This window comes from Streptomyces sp. NPDC111656, from assembly GCF_055656965.1.
The window spans coordinates 217,602-231,804 of record NZ_JBVKCA010000006.1 but is presented as its reverse complement, the minus strand read 5'-3'; the positions used below and the strand labels follow the sequence as shown (position 1 = coordinate 231,804).

Sequence of the window (14,203 nt, the reverse complement as noted above, 5' to 3'; positions counted from 1 at the left end):
AGCCTAAGTCGTGGAGTGCAGGCGGAGTGTGCGTACCCCGCCACCGGTGAGGAGTTCGACGATGCGCTCGCCCGCGGGCTTGCGGACGGCCGAGCCGCACTCGGTGCAGGTGAAGGAGTAGAACGTGGTGCGGCTGCTGGCGCCGATGGCCAGCAGCAGGGCGTTCGCCCTGAGCTCCAAAGCGGCCCGGCAGTCGGGGCAGCCGGCCTTGAACAGCACGTCGGCGACTCTGCGCATACCGGCGAACGCGGTGACGACCGTCATCTCCGCCGCGCCCGAGGACACACCGGCGCGCTCCGCGCCGCCCGCCTTCACCGACCCGCCGGCCCTCTGCGAGGTACCGGCATTCCCCGACGCGCCCGACATCGCCGACGTGGTCAAAGCCCCTGCTCCTGCCTGTCGTACGGTCCGTCCTGATCTCCCTCGAGCCCGTCGTAGGCCGCGAGTGCCTCCCGAGCCGCCTCACGGGCGCTGTCCGCCAGCTCCGGCGGCGACACGATCCGGCCGTCCCGGCCCAGGCGCAGCGCCAGCCGACGCAGCGACGCGGGGTCGGGGGTCCGCAAGGTGATACGCAGCCCGCCCTCCGGCAGCTCATCCGCACTGTCGTGCGGGTAGTACTCCGCGACCCAGCGCCCGCCCGGCCCGACCTCGACGACCACCTCGGGATCCTCGGCCGCGGGCTGCACCAGCCCCTCGGACAGGTCCCGCAGCTCGATCTCGGGCGGCGCGGACGGCTCGTCGAGGATGCGGATCTCGGCGACCCGGTCGAGCCGGAAGGTGCGGCGCGCCTCGGAGCGGCGGCACCAGGCCTCCACGTACGTGTGCCCGACGCTGACCAGGCGGATCGGGTCGATCTCGCGCTCGGTGAGCTCGTCACGCGAGGGCGAGTAGTAGCGGATCCACAGCCGGCGCCGCTCGGAGATCGCCCGGTCGACGTCCGCGAAGACCCCACCCTCGGACTCGAAGGTCACCGAGAGGCGGGAGCTGGCGCCCGCCGCCTCGCCCGAGGCGGCCTCCACCTTGGCGGTGGCGCGCAGCAGCGCCTGCCGGTCACCCTCGCGCAGGCCGGGCAGCGTGGAGACCGCGCGGGCGGCCACCAGCAGCGCGGTCGCCTCGTCCGCGGCGATACGGAGGGGTTCGGCGACGTCGTCGGGGTTGTGCCACCAGATGCGGTCGCCGTCGGTGTCGATGTCGAGGAGGTCACCGCCGCGGAAGCTGGTCCCGCACAGCGGCAGCACGTCGAGGTCCGAGATCAGCTCGTCCTCGGTGATCCCGAAGGCCCGGGCGACATCACCGACGTGCGCGCCGGGGCGCTCGCGCAGATAGGTCACCAGGGACAGCATCCGCCGGGTCTGGTCGATCGCGTTCGTGGGCCTGGCCGGTTTTCCTGCCACGTTCTCTACGTTCCCCCTCAGCCCTTGGCCACGGCGCGCAGCCGGTCCACTACATCGGCCCGCAGCTCGGCGGGCTCCAGAACCACCACGTCGGGCCCGAACTCGACGAGCCAGGCGTCCAGGCCGTGCCCGTACGGAATCTCCAACTCGTCCCAGCCGCCGCCGAGTTCCCGTACGGAGACGGCTTTGGCCCGCAGCGGGTAGCCGGAGCCGGTGCGCAGCCGGATCAGCGCGGAGCGGTCGGCGATCTCGCCCGCCCAGCTCGCCACGGTCTCCCGCACGGTGACGACGTCGGGCACCTCGGCGGTGTAGCGCCCGGCGCGGGAGCGGACCCTGCCGGTGATCCGGGAGAGCCTGAAGACACGCTCGGCGCCGCGGTCGCGGTCCCAGCCCGCCAGGTACCAGTGGCCGCGCCAGCACTCCAGCGCCCACGGCTCGACCTGCCGGGTCTCGGGGTGGGCGGCGGTGGCCTTGCGGTAGTCGAAGACGACCGGACGGCGGTCGCGGCAGGCCAGCATCAGCGGCTCGAAGGCCGCCTCGTGCACGGGGATGTGCGGTTCGAGGGCGCCATGCGCCTCGTAGGGGTCGAAGTCCTCGGGCAGCCCGGCGGCGCGCAGCTTCTGCAACGCACCGCTCGCCGCGCCGGCCAGCCGGGCCTGCTGCCAGACCTTGGCGGCGAGGCCGAGTGCGGCGGCCTCCTCGGCGTCGAGGGTGATGGGCGGCAGGCGGTTGCTGTCGCGGCGGGCGAGATAGCCGACCTCGCCGTCGAGGTTCTCCACCGTCTCGATGACCAGGCCCAGCTCGCGCAGATCGTCCTTGTCGCGCTCGAACATCCGGTTGAAGGAGTCGTCCGACCCGGCTTCCAGATAGGCCTCGATGGACTCGCGGAGTTCGCGCTTGCTGAGCGGCCGCCGCGTCCCGAGCAGACACAGCGCGAGGTTCATCAGCCGCTCGGCCTTGGCAATGGCCATCGACGCCCTTCCTATGGTGCTTCCGACCGACGACCGTACCGCTCCGGAGTGCCCCGGCAAAAGCCGAGGGCCCATGCCCGGACAGGCATGGGCCCCTGGTGATCGGCTTCGGACGAATCCCGATCACAGAGCGTAGGAAGATCGGGCGGGAACCCGGCCTTCATGGTGATCGGATCACGACCCGATCCCGCTGTGGATCAGACCGCGACCAGGTCGCAGACGAAGATCAGCGTCTCGCCGGGGCCGATTCGGCCGCCGGCGCCACGGTCGCCGTACGCGAGGTGCGCCGGGATGACCAGCTGGCGACGGCCGCCGACCTTCATGCCCTGCACGCCCTGGTCCCAGCCGCTGATGACCTGACCGACGCCGAGCTTGAACTCCAGCGGGGCGCCGCGGTTCCAGGAGGCGTCGAACTCCTCGCCGGTGGAGAAGGCCACGCCCACGTAGTGGACCTTGACGAAGTCGCCGGCCTTGGCGACCGGGCCGTCTCCCTCCCAGATGTCCTTGATCTCGAGGTCCGCCGGGGGCTCGCCGCCCGGGAAGTCGATCTCGGGCTTCTCGATGCTCACGTCTCTAGCTCCTGCTTGTTCGCGTAAAGGCCTTAAAGCAACACCGACAGTCTCACATCCCGCAACGCGTTACATCTTGGCCAGGATGTCGACCGAGAACACCAGAGTGGAGTCCTTCTTGATGCCACTGCCGCTCGGCGGGTTGTTGCCGTAGCCCAGCGCCGGCGGAATGACGATGAGGACGCGGCTGCCCACCTTCTTGCCGGTCAGGCCCTGCGCCCAGCCCTTGACGACCTGCTGCAGCGAGAACGACGCCAGCCGGCCGCTGCTGTACGTCGAGTCGAACTCCTTGCCGGTGTCCCAGAGCACGCCCTTGTACTGCACCAGGACACTGCTGTCCGCCTTGACCTCGTCGCCGTCGCCCTCGAGGACGTAGTTCGCCACGAGCTTCGTCGGGGCCGTCGCCTTCGGCACGTCGATGGAAGGGGCCTTGCCGTCGGTGTTGGTGCCGACCTTCGGGAGTGCGGCGTCGCTCTGCGCGACCTCCTTGCCCTGGGCGGAGCTCTGCGCGTTGAAGGTGTTCTCGATGTCGACGACGAACACCAGCGTGTCGGTGCCCTTGATGCCCGCCTGCGTGTTGCCCTGCGTGCCGTAGCCCCAGGTGGGCGGCACGGACATCTCGACGCGGCTGCCGACCTTCTTGCCCACCAGGCCATAACGCCAGCCGTCGATGATGCCGCCCTGCGCGAGCTGGATGATCAGCGGCGTCTTACGGTCGTAGGAGTTGTCGAAGACCTTGGCGGTGTCCCAGATCTGGCCGAGGTAGTTGGCCTGGATGTAGTCGTTCTCCGCGACCGTCTTGCCGCCGCCCGCGATGACCGTCTTGACCGCCAGATCCTTCGACGGGGAGCCGCTGCCCTTGGCCACGGTCGGCTTCTCACCGAACTTCGTCCCGGCCGTGATCGCCGGCAGCGGACCGTCGACGATCTTCGGCGGCGGCGCCGCCGAGGCGGACGCGGCGGCCGACGGGGACGGGCTACTGGTGCTGGACTTGGCCTTGTCCGACTTGTCGTCACCGCATCCGGCGAGCGTGACCAGTCCGGCGGGTACGGCAATCATGAGGGAGCGTCGGCGCACGGTGAGGGCCTCGTATCGATCGATCTTGGTTGATGGCGTGCGCGCAACTCTACGACGTGAGAAGGGCGCCGTACGGAAAACGTACGGCGCCCCGCGTTGCGTTCCGCCCTCACACCCGGAACTCAGCGCTCACATTCCCGCGATCAGCTTCTCCACCCGGTCGTCGACCGAACGGAACGGGTCCTTGCACAACACCGTGCGTTGTGCCTGGTCGTTGAGCTTGAGGTGGACCCAGTCGACGGTGAAATCGCGGCGCTGCTCCTGAGCGCGCCGGATGAAGTCGCCGCGCAGCCGGGCCCGAGTGGTCTGCGGCGGCACGGACTTGCCTTCGAAGATCTTCAAATCGTTGCAGATCCGGGTGGCTTGTCCCTTCCTCTCCAGCAGGTAGTACAGACCACGACGCCGGTGGATGTCGTGATATGCGAGGTCTATCTGCGCGACCCGGGGATGCGACATCGTCATGTTGTGCTTGGCCCGGTACCGCTCGATGAGCTTGTACTTCATCACCCAGTCGATTTCGGTACCGATCCGGTCGAGGTCCTCGGCCTCGATCGCGTCGAGCGTGCGGCCCCACAGTTCGAGCACCTGCTCGACCGTGCCGGTGCGGATGCCGCGGCGCTCGCAGAAGTCCACGGCCTTCTCGAAGTACTCCCGCTGCACTTCCAGCGCGGAGGCCTCCCGGCCGCTGGCCAGACGCACCTTGCGCCGGCCCGTGATGTCGTGACTGACCTCGCGGATCGCCCGAATGGGGTTCTCCAGGGTGAGGTCGCGCATGACCGTACCGGCCTCGATCATGCGCAGTACCAGGTCGGTGGCGCCGACCTTCAGGAGCATCGTCGTTTCGGACATGTTCGAGTCACCGACGATGACGTGCAGCCGCCGGTAGCGCTCGGCGTCGGCGTGCGGTTCGTCGCGGGTGTTGATGATCGGCCGGGAGCGGGTCGTCGCCGAGCTGACGCCCTCCCAGATGTGCTCGGCGCGCTGGCTCACGCAGTACACGGCGCCGCGCGGAGTCTGCAGCACCTTGCCGGCACCGCACAGCAGCTGCCGGGTGACCAGGAAGGGAATGAGAATGTCCGCGAGCCGGGAGAACTCCCCGTGCCGGGCCACCAGATAGTTCTCGTGGCACCCGTAGGAGTTGCCCGCCGAGTCGGTGTTGTTCTTGAACAGATAGACGTCGCCCGCGATTCCTTCCTCGTGCAGGCGTCGTTCGGCGTCGACCAGGAGTCCTTCGAGAATGCGCTCGCCGGCCTTGTCGTGGGTGACGAGTTCCGTCACGTTGTCACATTCGGGTGTCGCGTATTCCGGATGTGATCCCACGTCGAGATAGAGGCGGGCACCGTTCCGCAGAAAGACATTGCTGCTGCGGCCCCATGACACGACACGGCGGAAGAGGTACCGCGCCACCTCGTCGGGAGACAGGCGGCGCTGTCCCCTGAACGTACACGTGACGCCGTACTCGTTCTCCAGCCCGAAAATGCGGCGGTCCATGACTGAACATTACGCCCGATCCCCCGAGCTGAAACGGGGTTCGACGGCACGGTTTGGATCATTTTCCGATGAGACCGCAACGACCGCACCGTCCCCGGTAGCTGCGAGGACCCGCCCCGTGGCGAGCAGAACCACCAGCGCGGCGGCACCCGCGGCACCCGGCAGGGCGAAGCCCCACACGGCCCCGCCCCACTCGACGACCGGGCCCGCGAGGCCCGTTCCGACCGACGCGCCCACGGTGAACGTCGTCACAAGCCAGGAGAACGCCTCGGTGACGGTGCCCCTCGGCGCGTGCCGGTCGACGATGATGAAGGCGCAGGCGATGCAGGGCGCCAGGAAGACCCCGGCGAGCGCCGCGAGGGCCGTCATGGCGACCGCGCCCGGCATCAGCACGAGGGGCAGATAACACACCGCCAGAAGGGCGACCAGCACCCGCAGTCGCCGCTCGGGCGCGCTGCTCCACCGCCGCGCCCCGTACGCCGTGCCACCGACGAGGGCCCCGAGCCCCACGGCCGCCATCAGCCAGCCGTACACCGCGTCGCCGCCGTGGTCGTCGGCGTACGACAGCGCGGCGACCGTGATCGAGCCGAGCGCGATCCCCACGAACAGGAACGCGCCGAGCAGCGCCAGCAGCCCGGGTGAGCGCAACGCGCCGAGCCAGTGCGCCTCGCGCGGTGCCGAACGCCACGCGCGCGAGGGTGGCGAGAGGACCACGGAGAGGGCGCCCAGCACCCCGATGACGTTCAGGATCAGCAGCGCCGCCCGGGCGGACCAGAGCGAGGCACACAGGGTCAGCAGCAACGGTCCGACGGTGAACATGACTTCCTGCGCCACGGCGTCCATCGCGTACGCGGTGTGCACCTGCTCCTCCCGGCGCAGCACGGAGGGCCACAACGCCCGCAGACCGCCCTCCAGGGGCGGCGTGAAGAGCCCGGCGACGACCATCGCCAGATACGCCACCGGCAGCGGGTCGGTGCCCGAGAAGGCGAAGACGCCCATCCCGAGGGCCGAGACGAGCGCGGCCGGCAACTGGACGCGCGGCTGCCCGTGCAGATCCACGAGCCGCCCGAGCAGCGGCTGCCCCACGGCATTGCCCACCCCGTACACGGCCGCGAGCGCACCGGCCAGGCTGTACGTCCCGCCCTCCGCCCGGACGAAGAGCACGACGGCGAGGGCGGCGGTGGCGTTCGGCAGCCGCCCGGTGAGCGTGCCGGCGAGCAGGCGTGCGGCGTGCCTCGCCCTGAGGATCTCCAGGTATCCCGCGGCCATGTCATGCCCTTCCGGTAACGCGTGACGCCCGATGGTCATGCACACGAGGTTTTACGTATAACTCCCTGTGTCATACGTACCATGTGCCCAGTCCGCGAGTCCAGACGAAGGAGCAGGTCGCCGGTGGCACGAGGTAACACCCGCCCGACGAGCCGTGACGTCGCCCAGGCCGCCGGGGTGTCCCAGGCCGCGGTCTCCCTGGTGCTGGGCGACAAGTGGCGCGGCCGGGTCTCCGAGACGACCGCGGGACGCGTCCGCGAGGCCGCCCAGGAGCTCGGCTACCGCCCGAACCTGGCCGCCCGCAACCTCCGCCTGGGCCGCACCCGTACGGTCCTCCTGGTGGTCCCGGCGCTGACCACCGAGTTCTTCGCCGGGGTCTACACCGGCGCGGCCCGCGTCGCGGCGGAACACGGCTTCGGCGTGGTCCTGTACCCCTCCCCCGAGGGCATCGGCCCCGCCCGTGACCCGTTCGGCTCCGCGGCGGCCGCCCTGGACGGCGTCATCGCCTCCTCCATGGCCGCGGACGCCCTGACCGCCATCCGGGGCGACCAGCTCCCCCTGGTGATGCTCGACAGCGACCCTGCGGGCAGCCTGGGCGCGGCGACCGTCAACCTCGACATCAAGGACGGCGTACGACAGGTGGCCGAGCACCTCCTGTCCCTGGGCCACCGCCGTTTCCTCCATCTGGCGGCGGACATCCCGTCCTGGACCTTCGAGGTACGCGCCCGGGAACTGGCCAAACGCCTGTCCGAGGTCCCCGGCACGGACCTCCGCACGACCCGGGCCCCGATCTCGATCGAGGACGCGGTGGCCGCCGCGGGATCGGCCCTGGCCGCCCCCGGCCCCCGCCCCACCGCCCTGGTCTGCGACGACGACAAACTGGCGGCAGGCGCCTACAAGGCGGCCCGCCGCCTGGGCCTGCGCATCCCCGAGGACCTCTCCGTCACGGGCCTGGACGACCTGGCCCTGGCCCAGGCCATCGACCCGGAGCTCACCACCGTCCGCCTGGACGCGGAACGCTTCGGCGAACGCGGCATGGAAGCCCTCCTGGCCGTCCTGGACGGCCGAACACCCCCCGTGGGCGACATCCCGGTGCAGCTGGTCGTACGAGGCTCCACGGCCCCGCCGAGCGCCCCATAGACCACTCGCCCCACACACCCGCGCCCGCCGACGCACGAAAGGGGCCGTGCCGGTACGTCAAAGCCCGTCGCTCACGTCCGGATCCGGCTCCCTACAGGGCAACGTCTGATCCGGCGGCGACGGGCTGATGTACCGGCACGGCCCCGCCCCACCCACCGGCACCCGGCGGGCAGGGCGAAGACGAACGGTCACTCCTCGTCTTCGGCGTCCTCGGCCTCCGTGGCGGTCTCCGCGCCGCCCTCCTCCAGCAGCCGGTCCAGCTGACGCCCGACGATCCGCCTGAACTTGCGCTGCTGTGGACGCGTACGGTCCAGGACCGCGACCTCCAGGCGCTCCGCGGGGATCTCCCGCTCGCCCCCGTTCGGTTCCCGCGACAGCGACTGCACGGCCAGCTTCAGCGCCTCCGCCAGCGACATCCCGTCCTGGTGGCGCTGGTCCAGGTAACTGCTGATCTGCTCGGCATTGCCACCCACCGCGACGGATCCGTGCTCGTCCACGATGGACCCGTCGTGCGGCAGCCGATAGATCTGGTCGCCTTCGGGGGTCTCCCCCACCTCGGCGACAACGAGCTCCACCTCGTACGGCTTCTCGGCGGCCGAGGAGAAGATCGTGCCCAGCGTCTGTGCGTACACATTCGCCAGACCCCGGGCGGTCACATCATCACGGTCATAGGTGTAACCCCGCAGATCGGCATAGCGCACGCCGCCGATCCGCAGGTTCTCGTATTCGTTGTACTTGCCGGCGGCCGCGAAGCCGATCCGGTCGTAGATCTCGCTGAACTTGTGCAGCGCACGGGACGGGTTCTCGCCGACGAACACAATGCCGTCGGCGTACTGCAGCACAACGAGGCTGCGACCGCGGGCGATGCCCTTACGGGCGTATTCCGCCCGGTCGGCCATGGCCTGCTGGGGTGAGACATAGAACGGCGTCGACACCGGTTATCCGTCCCTTTCTGTCGAAGTCACTGGGTCACCTTGGCAAAAGGAGCCGAGCTCAGAGCAGCGCGGCCCGCGGACCGTCCGGCTGCTCCAGACGCCGCTCCAGAATCGCGCGGGCGATGTCGGAGGACTCGTCGTCGGTGAGCCTGCGGAAGCCGTCCTCGGTGATCACGGTGACGATCGGGTAGATCCGGCGGGCGACGTCGGGACCACCGGTCGCCGAGTCGTCGTCGGCCGCGTCGTACAGCGCCTGGATGACGAGGGTCGTGGCCTGCTCTTCGGTCAGGTCGTCGCGGTAGAGCTTCTTCATGGCACCGCGCGCGAAGATCGAGCCGGAGCCGGTGGAGGCGTAGCCCTGCTCCTCGGAGCGGCCGCCTGTGACGTCGTAGGAGAAGATGCGGCCCTTGTCGCGGTCCACGTCATAACCCGCGAAGAGGGGGACCACGGCGAGGCCCTGCATGGCCATGCCGAGGTTGGAACGGATCATGGTGGAGAGCCGGTTCGCCTTGCCCTCCAGGGAGAGTGTGGTGCCCTCCACCTTCTCGAAGTGCTCCAGCTCCAGCTGGAACAGCTTGACCATCTCGACGGCCAGACCGGCCGTACCGGCGATGCCCACCGCCGAGTACTCGTCGGCCGGGAAGACCTTCTCGATGTCGCGCTGGGCGATCATGTTGCCCATGGTGGCCCGGCGGTCGCCGGCGAGGACGACCCCGCCGGGGAACGTGACGGCGACGATGGTCGTGCCGTGCGGGGCCTCGATCACGCCCTGGACGGGCGGCAGCTGCCGCTTGCCCGGCAGCATCTCCGGCTGGTGCTCGGACAGGAAGTCCATGAAGGACGACGACCCGGGCGTCAGGAAGGCAGCCGGTAGACGCCCGGTGCTACGAGTGTTGGCTTCCACGGGGATCCTTCCAAGTAGGCGGCAGCCCGACGAACAGCGTCGGGATCATCTCCCAACTTGCCGATGGCCGAATTGCAGTTGAAGCACGGTACGCCACGGACCCTACCCGTCTCGTGGCGTTGATCCACATGAACTGCGGGACCTTTCAAACCGATCCCGCAGAGCCCCATCGATGACGAGGAGCCGCCTTGATCTCACGGGGCCCTTTGATCTCACAGAGCCCTTTGATCACGCACAACCCCATGGAGGAGGCGACACCCTTTCGAACGCAGGGCATCGCCGACGAAGACTGCCCGCGGCCCGGTCTCCCGTCACCGCGAGCAGCACTTCACGCCCAGCCCTTCCGGCGCTCAGTCGCCCCCGAGTAAGGCCTTCGAATCGAAGGGGAAAGTGGCCTACTGGCCACCCTTCTGAACGAAGCTTCGCACGAAGTCCTCGGCATTTTCCTCGAGTACGTCGTCGATCTCGTCCAGAACCGAGTCGACGTCGTCGCTCAGCTTCTCCTGGCGTTCCTTGAGGTCGTCCGATACCTGCGCGTCCTGCGCCTGCTCCTCGACCTCCTCGGTGGAACGCGTCGCCTTCTGCTGTCCGCCGCCGGTGTCCTTGGTCGCCATAACCCTCACCCCGCTCGGTTCGACGTTCTTGATCAGACCCTACAAGCAGGGTCCGACATCGGCCCCGCAGTTGCTACAACGTCCGGGAGCCACCTCGATGATTCCCGGACGTCGCGTCTTTCCACCCCGTTGTGCCGCCCGGGCTCCTACGCCCCTGGCGGCCCGGTCAGCCGCCCGACAGGACCCTGACCAGGTCTTCCGCCGTACGGCAGCGGTCGAGGAGCTCCTTGACGTGATTACGCGTTCCGCGAAGCGGCTCCAGGGTTGGGACGCGCTGGAGCGAGTCCCGGCCCGGCAGATCGAAGATCACCGAGTCCCAGGAGGCCGCCGCCACATCGTCCGCGTACTGCTCCAGACAGCGCCCGCGGAAGTACGCACGGGTGTCCTCGGGCGGCTTCGTACGGGCCCGCTCGACGTCCCGCTCGTCCAGGAGCCGCTTCATCTTGCCGCGCGCCGCCAGACGGTTGTACAGGCCCTTCTCGGCCCGTACGTCGGCGTACTGGAGGTCGACCAGGTGCAGCCGTGCCGCGTCCCAGTCGAGGCCGTCACGGCGCCGGTAGCCCTCCATGAGCTCCCGCTTGGCGACCCAGTCGAGCTCCCCCGAGAGGCTCATCGGGTCGTTCTCCAGGCGGTTGAGCGTGTCCTCCCAGCGGACCAGGACGTCCTTGGTCTGGTCGTCGGCGTCCGCCCCGAAGCGTTCCTCCACGTATTTGCGCGACAGCTCGAAGTACTCCATCTGGAGCTGCACCGCGGTCAGCGTGCGACCGCTGCGCAGCGTGACGAGCCGCTTCAGCGTGGGGTCGTGGGAGACCTGGTGCAGCGTGCGCACGGGCTGGTCGACGGCCAGGTCGACGGCGATGAAGCCGTCCTCGATCATGGACAGGACCAGGGCGGTCGTGCCCAGCTTGAGATAGGTCGAGATCTCCGACAGGTTCGCGTCACCGATGATCACGTGCAGCCTGCGGTACTTCTCGGCGTCCGCGTGCGGCTCGTCGCGGGTGTTGATGATGGGGCGCTTGAGCGTGGTCTCGAGGCCCACCTCGACCTCGAAGTAGTCCGCGCGCTGACTGAGCTGGAAGCCGTGCTCGTGCCCGTCCTGGCCGATACCGACGCGGCCCGCTCCGGTGACGACCTGGCGTGAGACGAAGAACGGCGTGAGGTGGCGCACGATGTCCGAGAAGGGGGTCTCCCGCTTCATCAGGTAGTTCTCGTGCGTGCCGTACGAGGCGCCCTTGTTGTCGGTGTTGTTCTTGTAGAGGTGGATCGGCTGGGCGCCGGGGAGCTGGGCCGCGCGCTCCGCGGCCTCCGCCATGATGCGCTCGCCGGCCTTGTCCCACAGGACGGCGTCCCACGGGTTGGTGACCTCGGGAGCGCTGTACTCCGGGTGCGCGTGGTCCACGTACAGCCGTGCGCCATTGGTGAGGATGACATTGGCCAGGCCGATGTCCTCGTCGGTGAGCTGGCTGGAGTCGGCGGCCTCGCGGGCGAGGTCGAAGCCTCGCGCGTCCCGCAGCGGGTTCTCCTCCTCGAAATCCCAGCGGGCGCGGCGCGCCCGGTGCATCGCCGCCGCGTACGCGTTGACGATCTGGGACGAGGTGAGCATGGCATTGGCGTTGGGGTGGCCGGGGACGGAGATCCCGTACTCCGTCTCGATGCCCATTACTCGCCGTACGGTCATGCGGCCCTCCTTGCCCGGCGGCGCCCTCGGTCGGGGGCGCTGCTCAAGTACCGCTGGTGCTCCGGTGCGTGTGCGGTGCCCGTCCCCGCAACGCGCGACTCGGCGGTACGAAAGAGCCTAGAACGCCTCTGCGCTGGTGGGGAGATCATTTGCGTCATTGCTCTGCTCCAGCCGTGCCCCGGAAAGCAGTCGGCTGCGGGTACCCGTGGAGGGCACCCGCAGCCGCCCTGTCTTTTACAGGTACTGCCCGGTGTTCGCCACCGTGTCGATGGAGCGTCCGGTGTCCGCACCCTGCTTTCCGGTGACGAGCGTACGGATGTAAACGATCCGTTCGCCCTTCTTTCCGGAGATTCGGGCCCAGTCGTCCGGGTTGGTGGTGTTCGGCAGGTCCTCGTTCTCCTTGAACTCGTCCACGCACGCCTGGAGGAGGTGGGAGACCCGAAGGCCCTTCTGGTTCTGCTCGAGGAAGGCCTTGATCGCTGCCTTCTTGGCGCGGCCGACGATGTTCTCGATCATGGCGCCCGAGTTGAAGTCCTTGAAGTACAGGACTTCCTTGTCGCCGTTGGCGTAGGTGACCTCGAGGAAGCGGTTTTCCTCGGACTCGGCGTACATCTGTTCCACAGCGGTCTGGATCATGCCGTGGACGGTGGCCGCCCGGTCCCCGCCGTGCTCTCCGAGGTCGTCGGAGTGCAGCGGGAGGCGTTGTGTGAGGTACTTGGCGAAGATGTCCTTGGCGGCCTCGGCGTCCGGGCGCTCGATCTTGATCTTCACATCGAGTCGTCCGGGGCGCAGGATCGCGGGGTCGATCATGTCCTCGCGGTTCGAGGCGCCGATCACGACCACGTTCTCCAGGCCTTCCACGCCGTCGATCTCGGCGAGCAGCTGGGGGACGATGGTGTTCTCCACGTCCGAGCTGACGCCCGATCCACGGGTGCGGAAGAGGGACTCCATCTCGTCGAAGAAGACGATGACGGGGGTGCCCTCGCTGGCCTTCTCACGAGCACGCTGGAAGACGAGGCGGATCTGCCGCTCGGTCTCGCCGACGTACTTGTTCAGGAGCTCGGGGCCCTTGATGTTGAGGAAGAAGCTCTTTCCGGTGGCCTGGCCGGTGACCTCGGCGACCTTCTTGGCCAGCGAGTTGGCGACCGCCTTGGCGATGAGCGTCTTGCCGCATCCGGGAGGCCCGTAGAGCAGCACACCCTTGGGCGGCCGCAGTTCGTGCTCCTTGAAGAGGTCGGGGTAGAGGTAGGGGAGCTCGACCGCGTCGCGGATCAGTTCGATCTGGTTTCCCAGGCCGCCGATCTGCTCGTAGCCGATGTCCGGGACCTCTTCGAGGACGAGCTCCTCGACCTCGCTCTTGGGGACAACTTCGTAGACATAGCCGGAACGGGGTTCGAGAAGCAGGGCGTCTCCGGGACGGATGACGACGTCCAGGAGCGGCTCGGCGAGCCGTACCACCCGTTCCTCGTCGGTGTGTCCCTGCACCAGGGCGCGTTCGCCGTCCTCGAGGATCTCCTTGAGGGTGACGATGTCGCCGACGCTCTCGTACTCCATGGCCTCGACCACGTTGAGGGCCTCGTTGAGCATCACTTCCTGGCCGCGCCTGAGCTCTTCGAGCTCCACGCTGGGGCTGACGTTCACCCGGAGCTTGCGGCCCCCGGTGAAGATGTCCGCCGTGCCGTCCTCGTTCGCCACGAGGAAGACACCGAAGCCTGCCGGTGGCTGCGCCAGCCGGTCGACCTCTTCCTTGAGGGCCACGATCTGGTCGCGGGCCTCACGGAGCGTGTTGGCGAGCCGCTCGTTCTGTGCGGACACGCCGGCCAGGTTGGTCTGCAGCTCGACGATCCGCTCTTCGAGAATCCTCGTGTGCCGCGGAGAGTCGGCGAGCTTGCGTCGCAGGACGGCGATCTCCTGCTCAAGGTAGGCAACCTGCCCGGCAGGGTCATCGGACCCTCGTCCCGGGCGGATGCCGCGGTTCATGTCGTCGTCGTGGGCTGCCACGGTCCTCACCTCCTCCAAGGGGAGCTGGACGCTTCCAGACCCTACCTGGGTGGGTGTCGATTGAAACCCCTAGATCACAAAGACTGTCGAGGTGTGTCCGATCTTCACCCTTGCGCTCTCCCTCACGCCAGGGGAATACCCACCGAACACGGTCGGGAAG

Annotated in this window: 13 protein-coding genes and 1 pseudogene; 1 reads left to right on the top strand and 13 read right to left on the bottom strand. The window is 68.7% G+C overall.

Translation table 11 applies throughout. From position 1 onward, the window contains the following. Nucleotides 1-3 precede the first annotated feature (3 nt). From ACZ7M3_RS19990 to ACZ7M3_RS19960, 7 genes are all read right to left on the bottom strand, one after another. A complete protein-coding gene (locus ACZ7M3_RS19990) occupies nt 4-381 on the bottom strand; it encodes a hypothetical protein (RefSeq protein ID WP_472064841.1) in 378 nt (125 codons plus the stop codon). Next, complete coding sequence (locus ACZ7M3_RS19985; RefSeq protein WP_351303875.1) at nt 378-1,394, bottom strand: helix-turn-helix transcriptional regulator; 1,017 nt, start codon at nt 1,392-1,394, stop codon at nt 378-380. The genes ACZ7M3_RS19990 and ACZ7M3_RS19985 overlap by 4 nt, the downstream gene beginning before the upstream one ends. A gap of 17 nt (nt 1,395-1,411) precedes the next feature. Next, nucleotides 1,412-2,365 carry a helix-turn-helix transcriptional regulator gene (locus ACZ7M3_RS19980; RefSeq protein WP_472064839.1) on the bottom strand — a complete coding sequence of 318 codons (954 nt, stop codon included), beginning with the start codon at nt 2,363-2,365 and terminating at the stop codon, nt 1,412-1,414. 197 nt (nt 2,366-2,562) lie between these two features. Further along, nucleotides 2,563-2,934: an FKBP-type peptidyl-prolyl cis-trans isomerase gene (locus ACZ7M3_RS19975; RefSeq protein ID WP_351303870.1), complete on the bottom strand. Its 372-nt coding sequence runs from the start codon at nt 2,932-2,934 to the stop codon at nt 2,563-2,565. Between the two features lie 69 nt (nt 2,935-3,003). Further along, a complete protein-coding gene (locus ACZ7M3_RS19970) occupies nt 3,004-4,011 on the bottom strand; it encodes an FKBP-type peptidyl-prolyl cis-trans isomerase (protein WP_472064837.1) in 1,008 nt (335 codons plus the stop codon). A 129-nt stretch (nt 4,012-4,140) separates the two neighbouring features. Next, nucleotides 4,141-5,502 (bottom strand): Pup--protein ligase, encoded by a 1,362-nt coding sequence (pafA, locus tag ACZ7M3_RS19965; RefSeq protein ID WP_054231169.1) that lies wholly within the window; start codon nt 5,500-5,502, stop codon nt 4,141-4,143. Between the two features lie 9 nt (nt 5,503-5,511). After that, entirely contained in the window at nt 5,512-6,771 is a 1,260-nt protein-coding gene (locus ACZ7M3_RS19960; RefSeq protein WP_472064835.1) for an MFS transporter, read from the bottom strand. 123 nt (nt 6,772-6,894) lie between these two features. Here ACZ7M3_RS19960 and ACZ7M3_RS19955 point away from each other — a divergent pair, with 123 nt between their 5' ends. Continuing rightward, entirely contained in the window at nt 6,895-7,911 is a 1,017-nt protein-coding gene (locus tag ACZ7M3_RS19955; protein WP_472064833.1) for a LacI family DNA-binding transcriptional regulator, read from the top strand. Nucleotides 7,912-8,099: 188 nt separating this feature from the next. Here the strand turns inward: ACZ7M3_RS19955 and prcA are convergent, their stop codons facing one another. The 6 genes and pseudogenes from prcA to arc form a co-directional block, all read right to left on the bottom strand. Then, on the bottom strand, nt 8,100-8,846 hold the full coding sequence (prcA, locus tag ACZ7M3_RS19950; protein ID WP_067365348.1) for a proteasome subunit alpha: 747 nt from the start codon (nt 8,844-8,846) through the stop codon (nt 8,100-8,102). Between the two features lie 58 nt (nt 8,847-8,904). Then, a complete protein-coding gene (gene prcB / locus ACZ7M3_RS19945; protein ID WP_352052348.1) occupies nt 8,905-9,750 on the bottom strand; it encodes a proteasome subunit beta in 846 nt (281 codons plus the stop codon). Further along, nucleotides 9,702-9,929: pseudogene (locus tag ACZ7M3_RS19940) on the bottom strand (endonuclease domain-containing protein); the annotation flags it as partial. The gene prcB and the pseudogene ACZ7M3_RS19940, both read right to left, overlap by 49 nt. 216 nt (nt 9,930-10,145) lie before the next feature. After that, on the bottom strand, nt 10,146-10,364 hold the full coding sequence (locus ACZ7M3_RS19935) for a ubiquitin-like protein Pup (protein ID WP_060902297.1): 219 nt from the start codon (nt 10,362-10,364) through the stop codon (nt 10,146-10,148). Nucleotides 10,365-10,530: 166 nt separating this feature from the next. Then, nucleotides 10,531-12,042, bottom strand: coding sequence for a depupylase/deamidase Dop (gene dop / locus ACZ7M3_RS19930; protein WP_351527438.1), 1,512 nt, complete (start codon nt 12,040-12,042; stop codon nt 10,531-10,533). 234 nt (nt 12,043-12,276) lie between these two features. Beyond that, nucleotides 12,277-14,043 carry a proteasome ATPase gene (gene arc / locus ACZ7M3_RS19925; RefSeq protein ID WP_067366395.1) on the bottom strand — a complete coding sequence of 589 codons (1,767 nt, stop codon included), beginning with the start codon at nt 14,041-14,043 and terminating at the stop codon, nt 12,277-12,279. Nucleotides 14,044-14,203: the final 160 nt, after the last annotated feature.

Coding starts and splice junctions, on each gene's coding strand:
- ACZ7M3_RS19980 (WP_472064839.1), bottom strand. CDS start 2,365: ATGGCCATTGCCAAGGCCGAGCGGCTGATGAACCTCGCGCTGTGTCTG.
- dop (WP_351527438.1), bottom strand. CDS start 12,042: ATGACCGTACGGCGAGTAATGGGCATCGAGACGGAGTACGGGATCTCC.
- pafA (WP_054231169.1), bottom strand. CDS start 5,502: ATGGACCGCCGCATTTTCGGGCTGGAGAACGAGTACGGCGTCACGTGT.
- ACZ7M3_RS19960 (WP_472064835.1), bottom strand. CDS start 6,771: ATGGCCGCGGGATACCTGGAGATCCTCAGGGCGAGGCACGCCGCACGC.
- ACZ7M3_RS19935 (WP_060902297.1), bottom strand. CDS start 10,364: ATGGCGACCAAGGACACCGGCGGCGGACAGCAGAAGGCGACGCGTTCC.